The 24,669-nt window shown below is 71.0% G+C and carries 19 protein-coding genes and 1 tRNA gene; 7 read left to right on the forward strand and 13 right to left on the reverse strand.

The annotated features are described in order from the left end of the window. Nucleotides 1-45: 45 nt before the first annotated feature. Together DAE25_RS08635 and DAE25_RS08640 are read left to right on the forward strand one after the other, a co-directional pair. Nucleotides 46-1,908 (forward strand): hypothetical protein, encoded by a 1,863-nt coding sequence (locus DAE25_RS08635; RefSeq protein WP_107765777.1) that lies wholly within the window; start codon nt 46-48, stop codon nt 1,906-1,908. Then, the gene (locus tag DAE25_RS08640) at nt 1,908-3,131 is read left to right on the forward strand and encodes an acyltransferase family protein (RefSeq protein ID WP_107765778.1); all 1,224 of its coding nucleotides are present in this window, start codon (nt 1,908-1,910) and stop codon (nt 3,129-3,131) included. The genes DAE25_RS08635 and DAE25_RS08640 overlap by 1 nt, the downstream gene beginning before the upstream one ends. Here DAE25_RS08640 and DAE25_RS08645 read toward each other — a convergent pair. Next, nucleotides 3,023-7,141, reverse strand: a complete 4,119-nt coding sequence (locus tag DAE25_RS08645; RefSeq protein ID WP_159083649.1) for an alpha-(1->3)-arabinofuranosyltransferase — start codon at nt 7,139-7,141, stop codon at nt 3,023-3,025. The genes DAE25_RS08640 and DAE25_RS08645 overlap by 109 nt on opposite strands. Then, nucleotides 7,108-7,884 carry a class I SAM-dependent methyltransferase gene (locus DAE25_RS08650; protein WP_234410934.1) on the reverse strand — a complete coding sequence of 259 codons (777 nt, stop codon included), beginning with the start codon at nt 7,882-7,884 and terminating at the stop codon, nt 7,108-7,110. Before DAE25_RS08650 ends, DAE25_RS08645 begins: the two co-directional genes overlap by 34 nt. Before the next feature lie 40 nt (nt 7,885-7,924). Here DAE25_RS08650 and DAE25_RS08655 point away from each other — a divergent pair, with 40 nt between their 5' ends. Further along, the gene (locus DAE25_RS08655; RefSeq protein WP_107765780.1) at nt 7,925-9,082 is read left to right on the forward strand and encodes a glycosyltransferase family 4 protein; all 1,158 of its coding nucleotides are present in this window, start codon (nt 7,925-7,927) and stop codon (nt 9,080-9,082) included. A 58-nt stretch (nt 9,083-9,140) separates the two neighbouring features. On the opposite strand, the gene DAE25_RS08660 is transcribed toward DAE25_RS08655, so the two are convergent. Continuing rightward, nucleotides 9,141-9,299 (reverse strand): DUF2613 family protein, encoded by a 159-nt coding sequence (locus DAE25_RS08660; protein WP_107765781.1) that lies wholly within the window; start codon nt 9,297-9,299, stop codon nt 9,141-9,143. An 86-nt stretch (nt 9,300-9,385) separates the two neighbouring features. Then, nucleotides 9,386-11,110, reverse strand: a complete 1,725-nt coding sequence (locus DAE25_RS08665; protein WP_107765782.1) for a hypothetical protein — start codon at nt 11,108-11,110, stop codon at nt 9,386-9,388. An 87-nt stretch (nt 11,111-11,197) separates the two neighbouring features. Here DAE25_RS08665 and DAE25_RS08670 point away from each other — a divergent pair, with 87 nt between their 5' ends. After that, complete coding sequence (locus DAE25_RS08670) at nt 11,198-12,448, forward strand: lipopolysaccharide biosynthesis protein (RefSeq protein ID WP_107765783.1); 1,251 nt, start codon at nt 11,198-11,200, stop codon at nt 12,446-12,448. 28 nt (nt 12,449-12,476) lie between these two features. Here the strand turns inward: DAE25_RS08670 and polA are convergent, their stop codons facing one another. Further along, on the reverse strand, nt 12,477-15,173 hold the full coding sequence (gene polA, locus DAE25_RS08675) for a DNA polymerase I (protein WP_107765784.1): 2,697 nt from the start codon (nt 15,171-15,173) through the stop codon (nt 12,477-12,479). Nucleotides 15,174-15,274: 101 nt separating this feature from the next. Between polA and DAE25_RS08680 the strand changes: the two genes are divergently transcribed. Beyond that, on the forward strand, nt 15,275-15,715 hold the full coding sequence (locus DAE25_RS08680; protein WP_107765933.1) for a hotdog fold thioesterase: 441 nt from the start codon (nt 15,275-15,277) through the stop codon (nt 15,713-15,715). 60 nt (nt 15,716-15,775) lie between these two features. Here the strand turns inward: DAE25_RS08680 and DAE25_RS08685 are convergent, their stop codons facing one another. The 7 genes from DAE25_RS08685 to DAE25_RS08715 all read right to left on the reverse strand — a co-directional run bounded on the left by DAE25_RS08685 (nt 15,776) and on the right by DAE25_RS08715 (nt 22,268). Beyond that, the gene (locus DAE25_RS08685) at nt 15,776-16,354 is read right to left on the reverse strand and encodes a GNAT family N-acetyltransferase (RefSeq protein ID WP_107765785.1); all 579 of its coding nucleotides are present in this window, start codon (nt 16,352-16,354) and stop codon (nt 15,776-15,778) included. A 125-nt stretch (nt 16,355-16,479) separates the two neighbouring features. Then, nucleotides 16,480-17,187 (reverse strand): ABC transporter ATP-binding protein, encoded by a 708-nt coding sequence (locus DAE25_RS08690; RefSeq protein ID WP_107765786.1) that lies wholly within the window; start codon nt 17,185-17,187, stop codon nt 16,480-16,482. Continuing rightward, entirely contained in the window at nt 17,177-18,103 is a 927-nt protein-coding gene (locus tag DAE25_RS08695; RefSeq protein WP_107765787.1) for an ABC transporter ATP-binding protein, read from the reverse strand. The genes DAE25_RS08690 and DAE25_RS08695 overlap by 11 nt, the downstream gene beginning before the upstream one ends. Continuing rightward, on the reverse strand, nt 18,096-19,235 hold the full coding sequence (locus DAE25_RS08700) for a branched-chain amino acid ABC transporter permease (protein WP_107765788.1): 1,140 nt from the start codon (nt 19,233-19,235) through the stop codon (nt 18,096-18,098). The genes DAE25_RS08695 and DAE25_RS08700 overlap by 8 nt, the downstream gene beginning before the upstream one ends. Then, nucleotides 19,232-20,203, reverse strand: coding sequence for a branched-chain amino acid ABC transporter permease (locus tag DAE25_RS08705; RefSeq protein WP_107765789.1), 972 nt, complete (start codon nt 20,201-20,203; stop codon nt 19,232-19,234). The genes DAE25_RS08700 and DAE25_RS08705 overlap by 4 nt, the downstream gene beginning before the upstream one ends. Before the next feature lie 109 nt (nt 20,204-20,312). Then, entirely contained in the window at nt 20,313-21,458 is a 1,146-nt protein-coding gene (locus DAE25_RS08710) for a branched-chain amino acid ABC transporter substrate-binding protein (protein WP_199907493.1), read from the reverse strand. A 192-nt stretch (nt 21,459-21,650) separates the two neighbouring features. Next, the gene (locus DAE25_RS08715) at nt 21,651-22,268 is read right to left on the reverse strand and encodes an ANTAR domain-containing response regulator (protein WP_267895248.1); all 618 of its coding nucleotides are present in this window, start codon (nt 22,266-22,268) and stop codon (nt 21,651-21,653) included. A 39-nt stretch (nt 22,269-22,307) separates the two neighbouring features. On the opposite strand from DAE25_RS08715, the gene DAE25_RS08720 reads away from it, so the two are divergent. Further along, nucleotides 22,308-22,380 (forward strand) — tRNA-Leu (locus tag DAE25_RS08720). A gap of 38 nt (nt 22,381-22,418) precedes the next feature. Then, complete coding sequence (locus DAE25_RS08725) at nt 22,419-23,162, forward strand: transposase (protein WP_107765790.1); 744 nt, start codon at nt 22,419-22,421, stop codon at nt 23,160-23,162. Between the two features lie 28 nt (nt 23,163-23,190). Here DAE25_RS08725 and pyk read toward each other — a convergent pair whose 3' ends face one another. Continuing rightward, a complete protein-coding gene (pyk, locus tag DAE25_RS08730; RefSeq protein ID WP_107765791.1) occupies nt 23,191-24,639 on the reverse strand; it encodes a pyruvate kinase in 1,449 nt (482 codons plus the stop codon). Nucleotides 24,640-24,669 lie beyond the last annotated feature (30 nt).

Raw genomic sequence — 24,669 nt, forward strand, 5'->3', positions numbered from 1 at the left:
GATGCCGGTCGTCCCTGTGGCATAGTTCCCGCCCGAGGAGGGCCCGTGGACAAGGTGTGGCCGTGGTTCTTCCACGTCGGGAACGAGGATGGGCGCACCCGCAGGACGCCTTTCGCCCTCGACGCTGTCAGCGTTCACGTCGTCGCCCTCGTGCTCCTCCTCGGCCAGGTGGCCCTGCGCTGCTGGATGCTCCTCGGCAGCTGGTTCTACACCGACGACTACCGCTTGCTGGCCCAGTCCCGGGATGAAGCCCTGGACCTCGACTACCTCACATCACCCTTCGACAGCCAGTTCATGCCGGTGGGTCGCTTCGTGGCCTGGACGGTCAGCAACTCGGGCGAGGTGGCCACCGGATGGGGCACGGCCGTCGCGTTCAGCATGCTCTTCTCGACCCTGGCCGCGCTCGCCTGCTGGTGGATGCTGGTGACGATCTTCGGTACCAGGCTCGAGATCCTTCCCCTCTTCGCGGTGTACCTGTTCAGCGCGCTGAGCGCTCCCGCCCTCATGTGGTGGGCGGCCGGGCTCAACCAGCTGCCCCTGCAGGCCGTCTGGTTCGCGTCGGTGGCGACCTGGGTCCTCTACCTCCGCGACCGTCGGCTGCGATGGCTCGCCGCCACCACAGTGGTCCTCGTCGTCGGGCTCCTGTGCTACGTCAAGGCCCTGCTCGTCCTGCCGGTGCTCGCGCTGCTGGCCCTGGGCTACTTCGCCTCGGGCGGGTTGGGATCCCGCGTGTCGCAGATCGGTCGGCGCTACTGGCCGGCCGCCGTTGCCGGCGGCACCACCGCCGGCCTGTACGTCCTCTACTACGTCGTCGCGATCCCCCAGCCGTTCGTCGAGGACGACCGCGGAGGCGGGCTGGCCGGCGCCCTGGCGGACACGATGCTGGGCACCGCCTTCGGAAGCGCGGCGGTCGGCGGTCCGTGGCGTTGGGACACCAGCAACCCGCCCACCGGATACGCGGACCCACCGGCCTGGTCGGTCCACCTCGCCTGGGTGGTCCTGATCGGCACGATCGTCCTCGGCGCCCTCCTGCGTCGCCGTACCGGGCGCGCCTGGTTGATCCTCGCCGTGTCCCTCGCGGGCGCCTACCTCCTGCTGCTCACCACGCGCGCGCCCGTCGCAGGGGCCGACATCGGCCTGGAGATGCGCTACCTCACGGAGACCGTGTGTGCGCTCGTGCTGGCGCTCGGGCTGGTCTGGTTGCCGGTCCCGGGTGCTGCCGAGTCCAGCGAACCACGCGAGCGGCCACTGCTCGCAGTGGCACCGACACAGGTCCTCGCGGGAGCACTGGCCTGCCTGTACCTGGTGGGCGCCCTGGCGAGCACGGCGACGTACGCGCGCATCTGGCACACCGACAATCCCGGAGCCACCTACCTGCAGCGGGTGAGCAACGAGGTGGACGCGGCCGGTTCGCTCGACCTCACCGGGGGCCCGGTGCCCCAGGACGTGATGCCCGGGTTCTCCTTCCCCTACAACACGCTGGAGTCGCTCGTCCCGCTCTACACGTCCGGAGCGGACTTCCCGCTGATCAGCCAGACGTTGCACTCCGTGAGCGAGGAAGGTGCCGTAGCACCCACGGTGATCGACGCAGCGATCACCTCACGACCGGGCCCCGTGGACGAGTGCGGATGGCGAGTGGGCGCCAGCGGTAGGTCCATCCCGCTGCGGGGAGGCACCCTCGACGTCTACTGGTGGCTCAGGATCGGGTACCTCTCCTCCCAACGCACCGACCTCACGGTGACGGCGGGGGACGTCAGCCGCGAGACCACCGTCAACCCCGGCATCGGCAGCCTGTTCGTCCAGGCGACCGGAGCATTCGACGAGGTGCGCATCTCCGGCCTCGAGCCCGGGACGACGCTGTGCGTCGACGTCATCGAGGTCGGCACGCCCGAGCCAGGAGTCCTCTGATGCCCACCCGCGAGTCCCCCGCGCGCACTGCACCGACCGGGGTGGAGATCAGCCCCCAGTTCCCCGTCCTCGACACCCTGCGTGCGGTCGGTGCGATCGCCGTGCTCACGACCCACACGGCGTTCCAGACCGGCGAGTACCTCGGCAACGGCCTCGGAGGCACGCTCCTGGCCCGACTCGACGTGGGCGTGGCCATCTTCTTCGTGCTGTCCGGGTTCCTCCTCTCCCGCTCCTACCTGGCACGCCTGGCACTCGACCTGCCGGCTCCCGAGCTGGGGACCTACTACGAGAAGCGAGCGCTGCGCATCCTGCCGGTGTACGCCGTCGCGGTGGTGGCCGCCTACCTCTTCGTGGACGGCAACGAGGGTGCGGATCCGATCGACTGGCTCGTGTCGTTGGCGCTGCTCGACTCCTTCGTCGACAAGTCGCTGCCCTTCGGCCTGACCCACATGTGGAGCCTCGCCGTGGAGGCGTCGTTCTACCTCGTCCTCCCCGCGCTGATGTGGGCGGTCGGCAGGGGCGGCGTCCGCGCTCGTTGGCTCGCCCTCCTCCTGGTCCTGATGGGTGTGGGCAACCTCGCCTGGTTGACCGTGGCACCCAGCCTCGACGCCCACGTCGCCGGCTCCCCCGGCCTCTGGCTCCCGGCGTACCTCACCTGGTTCGCCACGGGCATCGGCCTGGCCTTCGTCCACGTGCAGCACCAGCGCGGGTCCAGGTCACGGGTGGTCGGTCACGTCGTGGCGCTCGGGAGCCAGCCGGGGGTGTGCTGGGCGCTCGCCGCCGGCCTGCTGCTGGTGGCGGCGACACCGCTGGCGGGTCCGACGTTGCTTGAGGCCCCCACCGTCACCGAGTCGATCACCAAGCACCTGCTCTACACGCTGGTGGGCACGCTCCTCGTGCTGAGCGGAGTGTTCGCCGTGCCCGGTGCCTATCGGCGCGTGATGGTCTGGCAGCCCCTGCGACACCTCGGACACATCAGCTACAGCATCTTCTGCATCCACCTCGCCCTGCTCGCCGCAGCCTTCGAGCTGACCGGGATCGAGGTGTTCACCGGCCACGGCCTGCGCATCTGGCTGACCACCCTGGCCTTGTCCCTCGTCGTCTCGGAGGTCCTCTACCGCGTCGTCGAGCTGCCGGCCCTCCGGCTCAAGGGCAAGCTCCGCCGGCGCGAGTCGGCGGCGACCAGGACGAGCAGCCCCGACACGACAGCCACCACCAGGTAGGACGGCCACGCCAGGCTGCCCGCCCAGTCATCGAGACCTCCCCACGGCAGGAAGGCGTAGGCGCCCACGGCGGGGAGGACCAGCGCGGCCACCAACCCCCGGGCCACCGCGGCGCGGACGCGACACACCGCCCCGACGACGCCCGCGGTGACGATCGCAACCACACAGCCGGACGGACCGGCCAGGAACGCACCCAGAACCGGCACGAGCACGAGCAGCACGACTGGGTGCAGTGACCTCTCGGCGGACATCGGCGCGTCCGCACCGGGGCGACAGCGTCGACCGACGAGCAGCGCGGCCAGCAGCGCGAGCAGGGCGGCTGCCCCGACCAGGAGCGCCCAGCGGTACGTCGTCCCGGGAGCGAAGTCCGCGGTCACCTCGCCGGCCGTGCCGGAGGCACGCCATCCCTGCCGCCACCCGTCGACGGTCACCGGCTCGAGCTCCGTCCCGTCCTGGTGCGCCACCCAGCCGGGGTTGGTGTTCTCGTGACCGGCCACCAGCTCCTGCCCGGGCTCCGGGACGAGCCACTGGCCACCGATGCCGTCCGAGCTGCCCGCGAGCGGGGTTCCCTCGCCCAGGGGCAGCGCCGCGCTCCCCAGCACGACGGACAGCGGTGTGAAGGCTTCGGAGGCGCTTGCGGAGACGACGTTGTCGCCGGCGCGGAGCGACACGGCGCCGACCCCACACGGCGTCACGGGCACGGCCGCACCGTCGAAGAGGTCGCGGGCCGTGGCGGTGACGGACGTCCGCAGCCGCACGCCGTTGGCCGCGAGCTCGGGACCGGTCCCGCAGGGGAGCTCGAGCGCGTCGTCGCCCAGGAGTGCGGGCAGACCCTGCGCACCACCGAGCCGGAGCTCCGTGACACCGACCGGGACCGCGCTCGTGGCGCCGCTGAAGTCGACGGTGGTCGCCGGCTCGGACTCATCCACGACGAGCGACAGCTGGTCGGTCCGGAACGGCCGGAAGGTGGCCGTGCCGTCCTCGTCGAGCTCGACCGCACGACGCCCGCCGGGCCATCGGAGCTCCAACGACTCGGGGGCACGGGCCGCCGTGTCCGGGTCGACCCGGAGCGCGATGGAGTCGATCGTCTGCGGGCGCAACCACCGGAGGTCGAGCGTGGGTCGCACGTCCGACAGGTCCGCCGACCAGGTCGTGGAGCCGTTGCCGTCGACGGCAGCGAGGGCCGAGCCCCTCGGGTCGGCGATGCCGGTGGACGAGGCGGCCACGCTCACGAACGAGCCTTGCTGCAGCAGCGCCTCGAGGGCGCGCCCGGGCACGCCGCGCGCCGTGATCGAGACGTCGTACGCCGCCGCCTCCGGGAGCGTGATCCGCCGCGCCATGCCCAACGGCTCCTCGGCGGCGGCCTCGCGGCCCTGGACGCAGCGCACGTCGAGGTCCACGACGGCACACCCGGTGCGGTCGTCGGTGAGCGCGCGGAGCACGATCGCATCGGGGGCACCCGCACCCTCGGGCACCTCCGGGAGGGCCAGGAGACGCGCGGGGTCGATCCCGTCCAGCTCGACCTCGGCGAGGTTGAGCGGGGTGCTGGTGCGTCCGGACACGTCGGTGATCCGGAGGTGGTCCGACTCCGCATCTCCCACGGTGATACGCGTCGGGTTGTCGGGGGCCAGGACGATCGGCTCGCTCGCCCAGTCATCGGTGCTGACCACGACCTCCTGGTCGCCGACCAGGGCGCCCGTGACCACGATCGTGCGCGGCACGACGTCGCCGGACAGGTCCACCTGCCACCAGTGCCCCTCGTCGCTGAAACGCGTGCTCTGCCATGAGGTCGACGGGTGCCCGTCGAGCGCCGCGAACGGCAGCCGACCGGTCGAGGACGCGCTGGCACCCGCGTCGGAGAGCGAGCTGGAGGCGCGCACCCCCTCGATCCCGGTGTACTCGGCGTACGTCGACCACCGGGCGCTGTCGGGGAGCTCGTAGTCGGGGACCGTCTCCTGCGGTGCCTCCGCCTGCTCTCGGGTCCGCACCGGGGACGTCGCGTCGTGGATGCGGCCGAAGTGGCGGACGACCGAGCGGTAGCCGTCGGTCAGCACGACGGGAGCCCCGCCGGTGTTGCCGTCGCCGACGTCCGCGGCCAGCCGGGTGGGGACGTCCTCGATGACGCCGAGATCGGTCAGGTCGAGCAGGTCCTCGGGTCCACCGACGACGACCGGCGCCTCCTCCGTGGCCGTCCCGGCGGTCGGCGGCTCGTCGAGCGCGTAGACCTCGATCGCGGCGTAGTCGTTCTGCCAGCCACCGTTGATGAGCGCGCGGCCGAGCTCGCCGTCGACGTGCGCACCGCCGCCGAGCGCCGGGCCGAACGTGGCCGCCAGGTCGATTCCCTCGGACTCGTCGAGGGCCTGGTGCACCAGCACGGGGTCGGGGTGGTCGTCGCTGCGCGTGAGGTCGTTGCGCACCACCACGTGGCTGATGCCGCTGCGGCGCATGTAGTCGGCGAGCGCGGATGACCCGTGTCCCTGCGCGAAGCGCTCCTCGATCGCGTCGAGCATCCGGATGTTGCCCGCAGGGGTGAGGGGCACGGCGTTGCGGACGGCCCACGGGGTGGAGGCGAGGGCCTGGAACGGCTCGTCGCGCGCGGCGCCCCAGACGTAGGCGCCGAACATGGTGCCCGGCGCCAGAAGCGCCACCCCGGACTCCTGCTCCTCGGCGAGCCAGTCCGCTGCCTGGTACCAGTAGTCCGGGACCTCCTCGAAGCCGCCGGCAGGCGTGATCCGGCCGGCGGCTGCAGGCGTCGCGGCGGCGAGGACCGAGAAGGCGACGATCCCCGCCAGGACCCGGTAGTTGGTCCGGTCCGGGCGCGCGGTCCGCGCGTCCCGGGCAGCCTCGACCAGGGCGTCCGTGAGCCAGGCGAGGCCGATCACCAGCGGCAGCCGCACGATCGGGTCGAACTTGTGGACGTTGCGCAGCGGGGCGAGGACCCCGTCGAGCAGCTCCTGGATGCCCGGCGCGAACCAGCCCTGCACGGCGCCCACATGCCCCATCGACACGAGGAACAGCCCCGTCACGACGCCACTGACGAGGAACAGGCGGTGCGGTGTCCGTCGCAGGGCCAGGCCCAGCACTCCCGCCATCAGCACGAGCGCACTGTTGAGGGGAAGGTAGAACTCCCGGATCAGGTCGTTGCCGGCCCGGGAGGTCCCGTCCACGTAGGGCACCCAGTTCGAGGTCCCCCGCAGGGAGTCAGCGAGGTTGGTGGGGATGGTGGTGATGCCCGCGGACTCGATGAAGTCGAGGAACGGCGGGCTGTAGGCGCCGAGGAGGAAGAGCGGGACCAGCCACCACAGGGTGGCCAGCAGGGTGAAGACGGGCCACCACAGCATCATCGAACGGCGACGAGCGCCCGGCTCGCGGGTGAGCAGCCACAGCACACCCAGCGGGAGCACGGCGCTCGTGGCGGCCGCGTTGACCCCACCCACCATCGCGATGGCCAGCGCCGAGAGAGCGGCCGCGCGGCGCGGCGAGCCACGCTCCGCGCCGATCACCAGCGGCAGGAGCACCCACGGCGTCAGGGCCATCGGCCAGACCTCGATGGAGCTCGGTCCGAGCACGGTGAGCATCCGCGGGGACAGCGCGAAGGCGATCCCGCCGACGATGCACGCGAGGTCCGAGCGCACCCCCAGGGCGCGCGCGACCTTCGCGGTGCCGAGGAAGGCGACGCACAGGACCAGGGCCATCCAGAGGCGCTGGACCACCCACCCGGGCACGTCGAGCACGAACCCCAGCGCGAAGAACGGACCCATCGGCCAGAGATACCCGTACGCCTGGTTCTGGAGCTGCCCGAACGCTCCCTCGCCGTCCCACAGGTGGGCGGCCCGCGCCAGGAAGTCCAGCGGCGCGATCGCCAGGTCCAGCTTGGTGTCGGGCACCAGGAGCCCCGGCGACTGCGTCATGGCCAGGCCGGTCAGCAGCATGCAGGCGGCGAGGAGCCGCCACCGGAACCGCGAGACGTCCTGGGTCACTTCTTCCGCAGCACGAGCACGAGGTTCCACGTCACCACCTCTCGCACCACCGGCACGCGGAGCAGCCAGCGGCTCCACCAGGGGTTGTAGCGCGGGAGCAGGTGGACGACGTCGGCGTGCTGCTGGGTGCGGGCCCAGCGCAGGCCGTCGGCGACGGTGACGGCGAAGAGCGACTCGCCGTACTTGTTCTTGGGCTCGTGGCCGTGCCTCGCTGAGTACCGGCGTCGCGCCCTGCGCCCGCCGAGGAAGTGCCAGGGCGAGGTCTCGTGGCCGCCCCACGGGCCGTACCAGGTCGTGTAGCTGATGAACGCCAGCCCGCCGGGTCGGGTGACCCGCACCATCTCCTCGGCCATCCGCCACGGCTCGGGCACGTGCTCGAGGACGTTGGAGGAGTAGCAGATGTCCACCGAGGCGTCCGCGAACGGCAACTGCATGCCGCTACCGATGACCGTGCCGGCCCCGATGTCGCCGGCCCCGGCCAGCTCACCGACGTCGGAGTCGAGGGCGAGGTACGTCGCGCCCGCCGCGCGGAAGGCGTCACGGAAGTAGCCCGGGCCGCCGCCCACGTCGAGCAGCAGCGCGCCGTCGAGGTCGGCGTACTGCCCGACCTGGGCCGCCGAGTCCTGGGCCAGCGCGGTGTAGAAGCGAGCGGGGTCCGGCTGCTCGTAGCGGAACTCCCCGAAGAGGTGCAGCGAGCGCCTCAGGTCGGCCCTCCAGCGTCGCTGTCCCGGGGAGGTGGGGGGCACCTCGGCGGGACGGATCTGGCTCGGCACGCGCAGACCCTACCCCGCGGTAGCTGTAGGTTGTGCGGCAATGTCCGACGTCCACGACCTCTCCGGCCGCCACATCGCGTTCTTCTCCTGGCGGGACACGCACAACCCCGAGGGCGGTGGCGCGGAGCGCTACCTCGAGAAGATGGCCGACGGTCTCGTGGCCCGCGGCGCCCGGGTCACCATCCTCTGCGCAGCCCACGCGGCCGCACCGCCCGACGAGACCGTCGACGGCGTGCGCTTCCTGCGTCGCGGCACCAAGCTGAGCGTCTACAAGGAGGGTGTCTCGGCCCTGGTCCGCCGCGAGCTGGGCCACGTGGACGCCGTGGTGGACGTGCAGAACGGCCTCCCGTTCTTCACCCGCGCCGCCACCCGGAGACCGGTCATCGTGCTGGTGCACCACGTGCACCGCGAGCAGTGGCCGGTCGTCTACCCGGGGCTCAGCGGCCGGGTGGGCTGGTGGATCGAGCGCCGACTCGCCCCGCGCCTCTACCGCGCCTGCCAGTACGTCGCCGTCTCGCGGGCCACCCGCGGCGAGCTGGTCGACCTCGGGGTCGACCGCGAGCGCATCGCCGTGGTGCACAACGGCACCGACCCTGTCATCCCGGTCGGCGTGGGCAAGGCGCCCCACCCCATGATCGCCGTCGTCGGCCGCCTGGTCCCGCACAAGCAGGTCGAGCATGCCATCGACGCGGCGCTCGCGCTGCGGACCCGCCACCCCGACCTCCGGCTGCACGTCGTCGGCAGCGGCTGGTGGGAGGCCGAGCTCCACGCGTACGCCGAGGCGCGCGGCGCCGGGGACACGGTGGTGTTCGAGGGGCACGTCGACGAGCGGCGCAAGCACGAGGTCTACGAGCAGGCGTGGCTGCTGGGCCTGCCCTCGCTCAAGGAGGGGTGGGGCCTGGTGATCGGCGAGGCCGGCATGCACCGGACCCCCACCGTGGCCTACCGCTCGGCGGGCGGGACGCGCGAGTCCGTCGCCGACGGCCGCTCGGGGGTGCTCGTCGACGACGAGGCCGCGTTCACCGCAGTCCTCGGTCGCCTGGTCGACGACACCGAGGAGCGGGCGCGCCTCGGTGAGGGGGCGCACGCGATGAGCCACCGGTTCACCTGGGGCCACGCGCAGGAGTCGTTCGCCCACGTCGTGGCGAGCGCCCTGCGCGGCGAGGTCATCGACAGCCAGGACCCCGACGAGGAGTGAGGGCCGGTCCGGACGCTGCGGTCCGGCAGGGGCACGACCGACGGCCGCGCCCGCGGGATCACTCGGAGACGGTGCCGTACTCGAGGGCCGGGGCCTCGGCGTTGGCCGGGGACTGGTCGGGGGCACCGGTCTGGGACGAGATGACGCCCATCAGCGTGGTGACACCAAGAACTGCTCCGGCAACGATGCTCACGAGCGGCGCAACGACAGATCCCATTGTGGATGACCCTCCTCAGGTACGACGCGGACCCTACCAGTCAGTACGGCCCCGTGCGCCATTTCGCGAGCCGAATACCCCACGCGTCATCCGCGCCCGCGTCGGCGTCGCCACCACCCCGCGGCCAGTGCCGCCGACGGCACCAGCACCCAGGCCGCCCAGGCGGTCGACATCGCGGCCCGTCGTGCTCCCGACACCGACACCTCCCGGGCCGGGCCGAGCTCGACCACCGTGAGGTCGCCGTCCAGCGTCCTCGTGCCCGCGACCGCAGGCACGGGGTAGCCGTCGAGCTGCTCGACCACGACCACGGACACCCCGGCCGCCCGCAGCGCGGCGGTGCGCGCCTCGGGTGAGGGGGCCTCGAGGGCGGTCTGCACCTGCGCGGCACGAGGGTCCTCCCCCGCGATCCGGGTGCCGGAGACTACGAGCTCGTCGTTGACCACGACCGGCCGGTCCGGGTAGCGCCCGAGCGGGTCGAGCACACGGTGCCCGCCGTTGTTCCACACCGGGGCGCGGTAGCTCACGAAGGGGAGCGAGACCGCGTCACCGACCGGTGCAATCGAGACCGCGTCCCGCGCGTCGTCGTACGCAGCCGGGTAGGACACGGCGGCCAACCGTCCGCCGACGCCCCACACCGCGTCCGGCATCAGGCTCAGCGGGACGAGCACCAGGACGCCGCCCACGAGCACGCGTGTCGCGCGGTCGGGCAGGCGCTCGAGCAGGCCGTCCACCGCGACCGCCACCAGGACGACCACGAGCGGGACCGCGAGGCCGAGCAGCCGGGAACCGTCCCGCAGGAGCCCGCCTCCGGGTACGTTCGCGGCCAGCCATCCGAGAGCACCGGGCGCCGCCCAGCTGAGCGCCGCCAGCCCGTAGCCGACGCCCCAGCAGACGACGAGCGCCGCGAGCCCGGTGACGTGGGCATGCCCTCGGGCCAGGCGGACGATCGCCAGCCCTGCCGCCACGACCAGGATCGCGGTCAGCGCCACGCCCGCCCACCCCGTGCGGGAGGTGGGGACCACCTCGGCGTTCCAGATGCCACCGAAGGACAGTGCGGCCAGGGGTCCCGGCAGGAGACCCTCCCCCGCGGTGGCGAACAGCTCAGCACCGACGGGGTCCGAGGTGGCCGACGACGGCTGGACGAGGCCGGCGACCACCCAGGGTGCGTTGGCCACGAGGAGCCACCCGAGGAGGACCAGCGTGCGGCGGGGATCACCGCGGCGGGTGCCCGCGGCCAGGGCGGCGACCGCCGTCACCAGCCCGGCGCTGGCGCTCAGGCTGCCGAGGAGCAGCAGGACCGGCACCCGTAGCGGCAGGGGCCGGCCAGGGGCGCTCCCCCGCAACGTCACCAGCAGCCAGGGCAGGACGGCGTACCCGACGAGCAACGGCCAGTGGCCGATCAGCAGGCGCTCCACGACGAAGGGGCTCCACACCGCGATCGTCACGGCGACCAGTCGCGCGGGGACCGAGCGCTCGGAGACCAGGGCCGCGGCGCCGGTCCCGGCGCCCACGAGTGCCCCGACGAGCACCACCTTCTGCAGGAGGACCGCCGGGACGACCCCGTCGAGGACGGCGACCACGGCATCGGAAGGCACCGCCCGGGGCAACGCACTGCCGAGCCCGAGCGTGTCGCTGCGCAGGTCCAGCTGCGGCACCCACACCATGTCGTAGCTCAGCACGTAACCCCACCCGAGCGCCGGGCCGAGCATGAGGAGGAGCAGCAGGAACGCCCAGGCGGCGGGAAGGGCTGCGACCAGCCTCGACCGACGCGGCGTACCGGCAGCAGGGGCGGGCGGGCGCTCCGTGGACACCACTCCTCCTTCGGGCCGATTCGGGCGCTCCGGGCGGAGCGGGCGGGCGTCCGACCCTACTGGCAGGCGACCCCTTAGGCTCGCCCCGTGCCAGCCTTGGATCGTGCCCGCACGCTGGCGCAGACCAGCGCCGGCATCGCGATCGCGATGGGCATCATGAACATCGCGACCTACGCGTTCACCATGCTGGCGACCTATCTTCTCGGCCCCAAGGACTACGGCGCGCTCATCGCCGCCATGAACTTCCTGATCGTGGTCAGCGTGCTCTCCCTCGGGCTGCAGGCGACGGCCGCCCGTCGCATCTCCGCGGACCGTGGTCACGTCGCGCAGATCGAGCGCTCGATCATGCGCGTCACCTACCGCGCCGCCGCCGCGCTCGGGCTCCTGCTCCTGGCGCTGACCCCCCTCATCGACCGCATGCTGCGTCTCGACAGCCTCCCGACCACGGCGCTCATCGCCGTGTCTGCTGTGCCGCTCACCATCATGGGCGGCCAGGCCGGGATCCTGCAGGGCGAACGACGGTGGGCGCCCCTGGGTCTGGTCTACGTGGCCGCGGGGCTGCCACGCCTGGTGATCGCCACCGCGTTGATCGTGCTCGCTCCCGGGGAGTTCACCGCCCTGCTCGGCGTGACCATCGGCTTCTTCGCACCGGCCGTCGTCGGGTGGTGGGTGCTGCGCGGCGGCCGCCAAGCCGGGGACGCCAGTCCAGAGCACGGCGGCACCGCGATCCTCAAGGAGAGCCTGCACAACTCCCACGCGCTGCTGGCGTTCTTCGCGCTCTCGAACGTCGACATCATCGTCGCCCGCAACGTGCTCTCGGACCACGACGCCGGCCTGTACGCCGCCGGGTTGATCATCAGCAAGGCGATGCTCTTCCTGCCGCAGTTCGTGGTGGTCGTGGCCTTCCCCGCGATGTCCACCGCCCACGAGCGGCGCCGGGCGATGGTCCGCAGCCTGACCCTGATCGCGGGCCTCGGCGTGCTCGGCACCCTCGCCGCGTGGCTGCTCGCGCCCTTGGCCATGGTCTTCGCGGGAGGAGCCGACTTCTCCGAGATCCAGCCGTACCTGTGGCTCTTCGCCATCCTCGGCACGCTGCTGTCCATGATCCAGCTGCTGGTCTACTCCGTCCTGGCCCGTCGCGGCCGATGGACGGTGCTGGCGGTGTGGGCCGCGCTCGCCGTCGTGGTCTCCGTGGGTCTCATGCAGGACACGCTGCTCGGCCTGCTCACCACCGTGGTTGCCGCGGACGCCGTCCTGCTCGTGCTGCTGCTCGGCGCCACCGTCCACGTCCTGCGGGAGCAGGCGACCAGCGCCCCGGTGGCTGCTCCGGTCGCCTGACGACCCTGCGCACCTGCGGCGGCTCGCCTCAGTGCGCGGCCTCGTGCCAGCTGCGTCCGGTGCCGACCGACACGTCGAGCGGGACCGCGAGGTCGGCGGCCGCGCCCATCTGCTCGCGCACCAGGGCGGCGAGCGCCTCGCGCTCCCCCGTGGCGACCTCGAACACGAGCTCGTCGTGGACCTGCAGCAGCATGCGCGAGCGCAACCCCTGCTCGGCGAGCGCAGCCTCGACCCCGAGCATGGCGACCTTGACCAGGTCGGCGGCCGAGCCCTGGATCGGCGCGTTGAGCGCCATCCTCTCGGCAGTCTCGCGCCGCATGCGGTTGTCGCTGGTGAGGTCGGGGAGGTAGCGGCGACGTCCCATGATCGTCTCGGTGAAGCCGGAGCGCCGGGCCTCGTCGACGATGCCGCCGAGGTAGTCGCGGACCCCACCGAAGGTCTCGAAGTACTCCTCCATGAGCCCGGCCGCCTCGCCGGTGCTGATCCGCAGCTGCTGGGAGAGGCCGAAGGCGGACAGGCCGTAGGCGAGGCCGTAGTTCATCGCCTTGATCTTGGCCCGCTGCTCGGTGCTGACGGCGTCGGCGTCGACGCCGAAGACTCGGGCAGCAGTGATCGAGTGGAAGTCCTGGCCCGAGCGGAACGCCTCGATGAGCAGGGCGTCCTCGGAGAGGTGCGCCATGATCCGCATCTCGACCTGGCTGTAGTCGGCGGTCATGAGGCACTCGTGCCCCTCACCGACCACGAAGCCCTCGCGGATGCGCCGCCCCGCCTCGGTGCGGATCGGGATGTTCTGGAGGTTGGGATCGGTGCTGGACAACCGCCCCGTCGCCGCGATGATCTGGTTGTAGGTCGTGTGGATCCGCCCGTCGGAGGCCACCGTCTTGAGCAGGCCCTCCACGGTCTGGCGGAGCCGGATGACGTCGCGGTGGCGCAGCAGGTGCTGCAGGAACGGGTGCTCGGTCTTCTCGAAGAGCTGCTGCAGCGCGTCGGCGTCGGTGGTGTAGCCCGTCTTGGTGCGCTTGGTCTTGGGCATGTCGAGCTCGTCGAAGAGCACCACCTGCAGCTGCTTGGGCGAGCCGAGGTTGATCTCCTTGCCGATGACGTCGTAGGCGTCCTGAGCGGCGGAGCGGACCTGGTCGCCGAACTCGGACTCGAGCCCCTCGAGGTAGTCGGTGTCGACGGCGATGCCGGTCTGCTCCATCCGGACCAGGGTGCCGATGAGCGGCAGCTCGACGTCGGCCAGCAGCTGGGTGCCCCCGTGCTCCTCCACCGCGGCGTCGAGCGCCGCGGCCAGGTCGAGCACCGCCTTGGCCGTCAGCATCGCGACGTCGCTCGTGCCGGTGTCGTCGATCGCGTCCAGCGTGAGCTGGTCGGCGTCACCGGTGTCCTGGCGGAGCTCGCGCTTGAGGTAGCGCAGGGTCAGGTCGGCGAGGTCGTAGGAGCGCTGGTCGGGCTGGACGAGGTACGCCGCGAGCGCGGTGTCGACGGCCAGGCCGCCGAGCCGCCAGCCGCGCGCCGCCAGCGCCAGGATCGGGCCCTTCGCGTCGTGGAGCACCTTGGGGCGCTCCGGGTCGGCCAGCCAGCCGGCGAGGGCCTGGTCGTCCTCGGGCGACACGTCGGCGACATCGACCCAGGCAGCGGTGCCGTCGGCGGTGGCCACCGCGAGGGAGACGACCTCGCCCGTGCCCGCGCGCCAGGCGCCCTGGACGGCCACGCCGACCCGCTCGCCGGCCGACACATGGGCCTCCAGCCAGGCCGCCACCCCGCCGGCGGGGAGCCGCTCGCCGTCGAGCTCGAAGCCCTCCTCGGACACCTCGCCACCCGGGTCGGGGTCGATGGTGTCCATGAGGCGGGTGCGCAGCTCGCCGCGGAACTCCAGCTCGTCGAGGAGCTCGAGCCCGGCGGTGCGGTCCCAGGGCTGTCGGGCCAGCTCACCCGGGCGCACGGGCAGGGTCAGATCACGGACCAACGCGTTGAGGCGCCGGTTGCGGATGACGTCGCCGAGGTGCTCCCGCAGCGCCTCGCCCTTCTTGCCGGTGATCTCGTCGGCCCGGGCGATGACGTTGTCCAGCCCGTCGAACTGGTTGATCCACTTCGCGGCGTAGCCCTGGCCCACACCGGGCACGCCGGGCAGGTTGTCGGAGGTCTCCCCCACGATGGCCGCGAGCTCGGGGTAGCGGTAGGGCGGCACGCCGTACTTGTCCTCGACGTACGCCGGGGTGAGGCGGGCCAGGTCGCTCACGCCGCGCATCGGGTAGAGCACGGTGGAGGTCTCGGTGACGAGCTGGATGGAGTCGCGGTCGCCCGTGAGGATCAGCACCTCCATGCCTTCGGCCACGGCCTGCGTGGTGAGCGTGGCGATGATGTCGTCGGCCTCGTAGCCGTCGAGCTCCATGTGCGTGATGTGGAGCGCGTCGAGGACCCGCTGGATCAGCGGCAGCTGGCTGCTGAACTCCCCCGGGGTCTTGTTGCGCTTGGCCTTGTACTCGGCGTACTCCTCGAGGCGGAAGGTCTGGCGCGACTTGTCGAACGCGACCGCGACGTGGGTCGGGACCTCGTCGCGCAGCACGTTGACCAGCATCGAGGTGAACCCGTAGACGGCGTTGGTGTGCTGTCCTGAGGCGGTGGCGAAGTTCTCCACCGGGAGCGCGAAGAACGCGCGGTAGGCCAGCGAGTGGCCGTCGAGGAGCAGGAGCCGGGGGCGAGGGGAATCCGTCTGCGACACGTCGCGACTCTAGCCGCCGCCACCGACGCCCGGACCAGCCCGTCACCCGTCGTACGACGCCTCCCGCCGGCGCCCGCGGCGCGTCGGCCACAATGGCCCGCATGACCGACCAGCCCACCACGGACCCCACCGCCATCGACGTCGACGAGTTCGTCGCCCGCATGCCGGAGGGCATGGGCGCGCTCAACGCGACGATGGGCATCGAGATCACCGAGATCAGCCCCGAGCGCATCGTCGGGACGATGCCGGTCGAGGGCAACACCCAGCCCTACGGACTTCTCCACGGCGGAGCGTCCGTCGTGCTGGCCGAGAGCCTGGGCTCGATCGGCTCGGCCATCGCCGCGGCGCCGGACCGGATCGCGGTGGGCGTCGACATCAGCGCCACGCACCACCGCTCAGCCACGTCCGGCACCGTCACCGGGGTCGCCACCCCGGCGCACATCGGCCGCAGCATGGCGACCTGGGAGGTCGTGATCTCCGACGAGCGGGGCAAGCGCGTGTGCACCTCGCGGATCACCTGCGCATTGATCCCTGCGCGCTGAAGGTGGCGCGCTGACCGACGCGTACGCCGGCCCCGCGGGGCCGGCTTGGTTCAGCAGGGGTCAGCCGGCGATGTTCTCGCGGCTGATGCGCCGTGCCGCGAGCACGCGGTCGATGTGGCGGGAGCCGGCCGGGCGGGCGGCCGAGCGACCCGCCGAGCGACGGGCGGAGAGCTTGGCGCGTACGGCGACCGTGGTCGCGGCCCGCAGGGTGGCCTGCGGGGTGAACGACAGGCGGGCCATGAAGCGGTTGGCGTCGCGCGAGCTGGCGACCGCGGCCGTGGAGATCGTGGCGATCCCCTGGGCCTCCGCGAAGCGGACGGCCGCCTCGATGAGGGCGGAGCCCACGCCGTGACGGCGGAACTGCGGCAGCACGTGCGGCGAGACGGCGAGCACCGCCGGCTCGAGGTTGAGCGGGGTGAGCGTCGTGGCGCTGAGGTGGATCGCACCCGCCACTTCGCCGTCGTACTCGGCGACGACGATCGACTGGCCGGGGTCGGAGTCCGCCTCGTCGAGCACGCGTGCGAGGTCGGCGAGCTGCTCGTCGGCGGTCCCGCGCCGCAGGATGTCGCCCCACAGCTCCCGCAGTGCGGGCAGGTCGTCCGCGACGGCATCGCGCACGGTCACCGGTGTCCGGCTCATGCTCCAACTCCCCAAGATCAGCCCCGTAATGGTGAGTCCCCCGTCCGCCGGATCCGTCCGGCGCACCCCCCGGACCCTACGCCCGTCGGTGGCGCGGTGTCCCGGGAGGTGCCGAAGATTTGTCCTCAGACGCCGAGGTAGGCCTCGCGGACGCTGGGGTCGTCGAGGAGCTCGGCCCCGGTGCCGGTCTTGACGATGCGCCCGGTCTCCAGGACGTAGGCGCGATCGCTGCGCGACAGGGCCTGCTTGGCGTTCTGCTCGACCACCAGGATCGTGGTCCCCTGCTTGGAGATCTCGGTGATGATGTCGAAGATCTGCTGGATCAGCATGGGGGCCAGCCCCATGGAGGGCTCGTCGAGCATCAGCAGCTTGGGCCGGGACATGAGGGCCCGCCCGATGGCCAGCATCTGCTGCTCGCCGCCGGACAGCGTGCCGGCCACCTGCTTGCGCCGCTCGCTCATCCGCGGGAAGAGGCCGAAGACGCGGTCGTAGTCCTCGTCGATGGCGGACTTGTCCTTGCGCGTGTAGGCACCCATGTTGAGGTTCTCGGTGACCGACATGCCCGGGAAGATGCCGCGACCCTCGGGCGTCAGCACGAGCCCTTTGCGCATCCGCTGGTCGGCGCGCAACCTGGTGACGTCCTCGCCCTCGAAGACCACCTTGCCTGCGCTCAGGCCGCGCACCCCGGAGAGGGCACGCATGGTGGACGTCTTGCCGGCACCGTTGGCGCCGATGAGGGACACGACCTCACCCTCGGCCACCTGCACGCTGATGCCGTGGAGGGCCTCGATCTTCCCGTAGCTCAGGACGGCGTTCTCAAGCTCAAGCAGCATCGTCGGGCTCTCCCAGGTAGGCGGCAATGACCTTCGGGTTGCGGGCGACCTCGGCGGGCAGCCCGTCGGCGATCTTCTGGCCGAACTCGAGGACCACGATCCGGTCGGTGACCCCCATGACCAGCTTCATGTCGTGCTCGATGAGCAGCACCGTGTGGCCGAGGTCGCGGATGCGGCGGATGAGGCCCATGAGGTCCTCCTTCTCCGCCGGGTTGAAGCCGGCTGCCGGCTCGTCGAGGCAGAGCAGCTCGGGCTCGGTGGCCAACGCCCGCGCGATCTCCAGGCGTCGCTGGTAGCCGTACGGCAGGTTGCGGGACAGCTCGTGGGCCCGGTCGGCGATGCCCACGAAGCGCAGCAGCTCCATCGAGCGACGACGCCCGCCGCGCTCCTCGAGGGTGTGCCGGCTGATCCCGAAGATCTTGGCCATCTTGCGCCGGAACGGGTTCTCGGGCAGCTCGTCCTCGCTCGGACGGACGCGGTAGAGGCGGAACAGCGCGCCGAGCACGCTGGTCTTGTGCCTCGCGTCGCAGCCGACCATGACGTTCTCCAGCGCGGACAGCTCCGGGAAGAGCCGGATGTTCTGGAACGTGCGGGCGATGCCCATCTGGTTGATCTTGTGGGACTTGATCCCGGCGATCTCCGTGTCCTTGAAACGGATGGTGCCGGACGTCGGCGTGTAGACGCCCGTCATCGCGTTGAAGCACGTCGTCTTGCCGGCGCCGTTGGGGCCGATGAGGCCCAGGATCTCGCCGCGGCGGATCTCGAAGTGCACGTCGTTGAGCGCGACGACGCCGCCGAAGCGCAAGGTCACGTGGTCCACCTCGAGCAGCACGCTGCCCTTCTCGCCCGACGTGTGGATCGTGATCTTGTCGTGGTCGGAGGTGTCCTTCAACACCGGTGTGGTCTGGTCAGACATCAGTCGCCGCCTCCTCCGCCTCGTGCCTGCGATCCTCGAACTCTCGTGCTCTTCGCCTGCTCGGCACCAGGCCCTGCGGACGCAGGATCATCACCAGCACCAGCGCGACACCAAAGGCGAACGGTCGCCACTCCTGGAACTCCCGGAAACGCTCGGGCAGGTAGGTCAGCAGGAAGGCCCCGAGCAGCACGCCGTAGACGTTGCCGGACCCACCGATGACCACCATGGCCACGAAGAGGAAAGAGAGCTGGACCATGAACGCGTTGGGCTCGACGTACTGCTGCTTGCTGCCGAACAGGAGCCCCGCGATGCCACCGACTGCGGCACCGATGGCGAAGGCCCACAACTTGAACTTGAACGCTGCCACGCCCATGATCGCGGCCGCGTCCTCGTCCTCGCGGATGGCCAGCCATGCACGACCCACCCGGCTGCTCTCCAGCCGGAAGGCCAGGAAGACGACCACGATCAGGATGCACAGGGCCAGCCAGTACCAGCGCTCGGCGTCGACGGTGTTGAAGAAGGGACGGCCGTCGATCTCCGGGCCGGGCGGCACGGGCACGCCACTGATGCCGGTGGCACCGTTGGTGACGCCGTCCAGGTTGCGGGCCGTGATCCGGATGATCTCGCCGAAGCCCAGCGTCACGATGGCGAGGTAGTCGCCGCGCAGGCGCAGGGTCGGGGCACCGAGGATCACGCCGGCGGTGAGCGACATCGCGATGGCGATCGGGATGCACATCGCGAAGGGGACTGCCCACTCCTCGGAGAGGCCAAACCTGTTCTGGATGCTCTCCACGACCGGCGACGACGGCGACCCGAACAGGGCGATCGAGTAGGCGCCCAGGGCGTAGAAGCCGACGTAGCCCAGGTCGAGCAGGCCGGCGAAGCCGATCACCACGTTCAGTCCGACCGCGGCGATCATGTAGACGACCACGAGGAACAGCACGCTGGCCCAGTCCGAGCCGCTCGAGCTGAGGTCGGTGCGGATGTAGGCGAACGGCAGGATGTTGAGGAACGGCAGGTAGAACGCAAAGGCGACCACCAGCAGCAGCACCACCTTGCGCGCCCAGTTGGGGGCCGCGGCGATGCGGTCCCGCAGCTTGAGGCCACGGTAGGCGTCGAGGATCTGGCTCATGCGCGTGCCTTTCCGAGGGACTCGCCCAACAGGCCGGTCGGGCGGAACATCAGGACGACGACGAGGACGACGAAGGCCGTGACGTTGGCCCACTCCGAGCTCCAGATCGTCGAGGCGTACACCTCGGCGATACCGAGCAGCAGACCACCCACGAGTGCGCCTCGCAGGTTGCCGATGCCACCGAGCACGGCGGCGGTGAACGCCTTGAGCCCGATGATGAAGCCGATGTCGAACTTCGTGATGTCGTACTGGATCGTGTAGAGCAGCGCCGCAACGCCGGCCATCGCGCCACCGAGGACGAAGACCAGCATGATGACGCGGTTCTGGTTGACACCCATCAGCGAGGCGGTGTCGGGGTCCTGGGCGACGGCCCGGACGCCGCGACCGAGGCGGCTCTTGTTCACGAACGTGTCCAGCGCCATCATCATCGCGATCGCACCCACGATGATGATCACGCGGGTGTTGGTGATGGTGAGGTCGATGCCGGGGATGGTGAACAGCTCCTTGGTCTCGAGGACCGAGGGGATGTTGACCGTGACCCGGCCGAACGGCGGGCCGAAGAGCACCTCGAAGACCTGGCCGAAGAGCTCGACGAGCACCAACGAGCAGCCGATGCCGGTGATGAGGAAGATGAGGGGTGGCGCGCCCTTCTTGCGCAGGGGGCGGTAGGCGATCCGCTCCACCGCCAGCGCAGTGCCGGCCGAGGCGATCATCGCTGCCAGGAGCGCCAGGAGCGTGGCCCCGATGACGACGGGGAGGGTCTCACCCGTGGACACCCCGAGCACGGTGTAGACGCCGAGCACCGTCCAGGTGCCCACCATGAACACCTCGGAGTGGGCGAAGTTGATCAGCTTCATCACGCCGTACACCATCGTGTAGCCGAGCGCGACGAGCGCGTAGATAGATCCGCGGGTGATGCCGTCGAGCGTGTGACGGTCGAGGCCGCTGAACAAGGCGTCGAAGTCCACTCAGGGACCCCTCTCAGACTCATGCCCCGGTCGGGGCCAAGGATCGGGGGCGGCCGGTCATCCCGGCCGCCCCCGCGGTGCTTGGTGCTACATGTGGGTCAGGCCCAGGTCACGGAGCGACCTCGACCTCCGGCACGAGCGTGCCACCCTCGTTCTTGTAGGCCCAGTAGGACACGTTCTCCTGCGGGACGTCGCCGTTCTCGTCGAAGGCGATCTCCTTGCTGAGGCCCTCGCCGGTGTAGCCGTCGACGAACGTCTCGACATCCTCGCGGGTGCGGGCGCCGTCGTCGAGAGCCGCCAGGAAGACGGTCATCGCGTCGAAGCCCTCGGCCGCGTAGGCGCCCGGCGCGCTGCCGAACTCCGCCTCGTAGTCGGCAGCGAAGGTGCTGTCCTCCTCGATGGGGGCGCAGGGGCACATCACGACCGCGCCCTCACCGGCGTCGCCGACCGCGTTGCCGAAGTCGGCACCGTAGAGACCGTCACCACCGACGAACGGGGCCTCGATGCCGGCGTCGCGCATCTGCTTGAGCAGCGGCGCGGCCTCGGCGATGTAGCCACCGTAGAAGACGGCGTCGGGAGCGGCGGACTCCATCTTGGAGATGGTGGGCGCGAAGTCGGTCTGGCCGACCTCGGTCTTGTCACGCTGGACCATCGAGTCGCCGAGGGTCTCCTCGACGCGGTCGGCCAGCGGCTCGCCGTACGCCTCGGAGTTGTCGACCACGAACACCTTGGAGGCGCCGAGCTCGTCGGTGAGGTACTTGGCGATCGCCGCACCCTGGTAGTCGTCGTAGGGGACGAGGCGGTGGAAGACCTCGACCTGGTCCTCCTGCGTGAGGTCGGTCGCGGTGGCCGACTGGCTCACCATCGTGACGCCGGCGTCGTTGTAGATGCTCTTGGTCGCGCGGGTCTCACCGGAGAACGCGCCACCGATGACACCGATGAAGGTGTCGTCGCCCGCGATCTGGGTCGCGACGGGGGTGGCCTTCGCGGGGTCACCCTCGGTGTCGAACTTCTCCAGAGTGACCTCGCACTCGTCGTTCTCCCACTGGTTCAGGGCCAGCTCGGCGCCGTCGACGGACGGGAGCACGATGCTCGCGTTGGCGCCGGAGAGGGCACCCATCACGCCGATCTTGAAGTTGCAGTCCTCACCGGAGGCGCTGCCGCCGTCATCGGTGTCGGTGGTGCCACAAGCGGATGCCGTGACGGTCAGGGCGAGTGCGAGTGCACCCAGCCCCACTCGAGTGTTACGCCTCAAGGCCTTCTACCTCTCGTCAGGTCTCCGGCTCGACTACCGGGGACGCAGAGTTCATGGAGGAAGGCAACCCGCACACCGAGTCGACCGCGTCCCTCCGTCGCGGAAACGTACACCTCCGGGACCCGCCCTGTAAGCACCTTTGGATGCACACCCCGAAACATGACTAATCCGTTACCGAACCGTGCGCCCCGATCAGGAGGGTGTCGCGCTCCCCGGGCCGTGCTCGACAACTCCTTCGGCGACCTGGCGCATCGACAGGCGAAGATCCATCGCGGTCTTCTGGATCCACCGGAAGGCGTCCGGCTCGGCGAGTCCCAGTTGCTCCTGGAGGACGGCCTTGGCGCGGTCGACCGCCTTGCGCGTGGCCAGCGACTCGGAGAGGTCCGCGACCTCCTTCTCGAGGACGGCCAGCTCACCGAAGCGACTCACGGCCATCTCGATCGCCGGCACCAGGTCGGTGCGGGAGAACGGCTTGACGAGGTACGCCATCGCCCCGGCGTCGCGGGCCCGCTCGACGAGGTCGCGCTGGGAGAACGCCGTGAGGATCACGACCGGGGCGATGCGGGCGCCGGCGATGTGCTCGGCCGCAGCGATGCCGTCGAGGACCGGCATCTTGACGTCCGTGATCACCAGGTCGGGGCGCAGCCGCTCCGCCAGCTCGATGGCCTGCTGGCCGTCGGAGGCCTGGCCCACGACCTCGTAGCCCTCCTCTGCCAGCATCTCGGCGAGGTCCATGCGGATCAGCGCCTCGTCCTCGGCGATGACCACGCGGCGTACGGCGGGAGCGGAGTGGGTGTCGGGCTGCGTCACGGCCGCAAGGCTAGTCCGATACGGTTTCCTCGCCGAACCGCCCCGGTACTCCAATGGCAGAGAGAGTGGTCTCAAACACCATCCAGTGTGAGTTCGAATCTCACCCGGGGCACAGCCACTGATGTCGGTGGCCGATGGCACGGTGCACCCATGTACGACGCGCCGGTGCGGATCGCCGCCCTCGAGATGGTGGCCGGCGGGGCGAGCCTGAGCGAGGTCGCTCGCGCCACGGGTGTCCACCGCTCGACCCTCCGGGCGTGGCGGGAGGCGGACAGCGTCCTGCCGGTCGAGTGCTTCCGGTGCATCTTCTTGCACCCTGCCCGGGCCGACGCCTACTCCGCACTGCTCGGCTACTACCTGGGCGACGGGTGCGTCTCGACCTTCCGGAGCCACACCACGTTGAGGGTCTCGTGCGACGCCACGCTCTTGGGGATCATCGCGGACGTTTCCCGCGTCGTCGGAGCCCTGCACCCGTCGGGCGGCGTCTTCCACGTCGCGGCTCCCGGCGTCGTCGTGGTGTCGACGAACTGGAAGCACTGGCCGTGCCTGTTCCCCCAGCACGGCCCGGGACGCAAGCACGATCGCCCCATCGTCCTCGAGGACTGGCAGCGGGACGTCGTCATCGCGCACCCGGCCGACTTCCTGCGCGGGCTCTTCCACTCCGACGGCTGCCGGACCAACAACTGGGCCACCCGGATGGTGGGTGGCGAGAAGCGGCGCTACGACTATCCCCGCTGGCAGTTCACGAACCACTCCGACGACGTCAGCGCTCTGTGCTGCTGGGCGCTCGACCTGATCGACGTCCCGTGGCGCCGGTCCCGCCGCTGGGTGGTGTCGGTGTCACGGCGCGAGGCCGTGGCCCGGCTCGACGAGCTGATCGGCCCCAAGACCTGACCACCGCGTCAGCGGGAGGAGAGGACGATCAGCGAGGGCGTCGGTACGCCGGGGCGACCCCGTTGATCGCGTCGCCCATCCGGTGGATGCGGAGCGCGTTGGTGGAGCCGGGGATGCCGGGGGGCGAGCCGGCGATGATGACCACGAGGTCACCCTCGTCGACGCGACCGATGTGCAGCAGCGCCTCGTCGACCTGGCGCACCATCTCGTCGGTGTGCTCGACCTCGGCCCCCTGGAAGGTCTCGACCCCCCAGGTCAGCGCCAGCTGTGAGCGCGTGCGCGCCTGCGGGGTGAACGCGAGCACCGGGATCGGGCCGCGGTAGCGCGACAGGCGCTTGGCCGAGTCCCCGCTGACGGTGAAGGCGACGAGGAACTTGGCACCCACCGCCTCGGCGACCTCGGCGGCCGCCTTGGCGATGATCCCGCCGCGGGTGTGCGGCTGCCAGTCGATCGAGCGCATGTGGTGCAGGCCGTGGTCCTCGGTGGACTCGATGATCCGCGCCATCGTCTGGACGGCGGTGATGGGGTGCTCCCCCACGCTCGTCTCGCCGGACAGCATCACGGCGTCGGCACCGTCGAGCACCGCGTTGGCTACGTCGCTGGCCTCGGCGCGGGTCGGGGCGGGCGAGCCGATCATCGACTCGAGCATCTGGGTGGCCACGATGACGGGCTTGGCGTTGCGACGGGCCTTCTCGATGATCCGCTTCTGGTGGATCGGCACGTCCTCGAGCGGGCACTCCACGCCGAGGTCGCCGCGGGCGACCATCAGGCCGTCGAAGGCGTCGACGATCTCGTCGATGTTGTCGATCGCCTGCGGCTTCTCGATCTTGGCGATGACGGGGATGACGATCCCCTCCTCGCGCATCACCTTGCGGACGTCCTCGGCGTCGGCGGCACTGCGCACGAAGCTGAGGGCGATGAAGTCCACGCCGAGGTGCAGCGCCCAGCGCAGGTCCTCGGTGTCCTTCTCCGAGAGCGCAGGGACGGACACGGCGACACCCGGGAGGTTGATGCCCTTGTTGTTGCTCGCCTTGCCCCCGACGACCACCTCGGTGACCACGTCGGTCTCGGTGACGTCGACGACCCGCAGCCGGAGCTTGCCGTCGTCGATCAGGACGGGGTCGCCGACCTTCACGTCGCCCGGCAGCCCCTTGTACGTCGTCCCGCACACGTCGACGTCACCCGGCACGTCGCGCGTGGTGATGGTGAACGTCGCGCCGCGCTTGAGCTTGACCGGGCCGTCGGCGAAGGTCGCCAGCCGGATCTTGGGCCCCTGCAGGTCGGCGAAGATGCCGACCCCGTGGCCCGACTCGTCGCTCGCACGACGCACCAGCGTGTAGACGGCCTCGTGATCGGCGTACGCCCCGTGGCTCATGTTGAGGCGGGCCACGTCCATGCCCGCGTCGACGAGTTCACGGACACGCTCGGGGGTGGACACCGCAGGGCCGAGGGTGCAGACGATCTTTGCTCTACGCACACCTCGACCCTAGCGGATCTTTGATCGATC

Source organism: Nocardioides terrigena, from assembly GCF_003047265.1.
In the GTDB taxonomy this organism is placed as follows: Bacteria; Actinomycetota; Actinomycetes; order Propionibacteriales; family Nocardioidaceae; genus Nocardioides; species Nocardioides terrigena.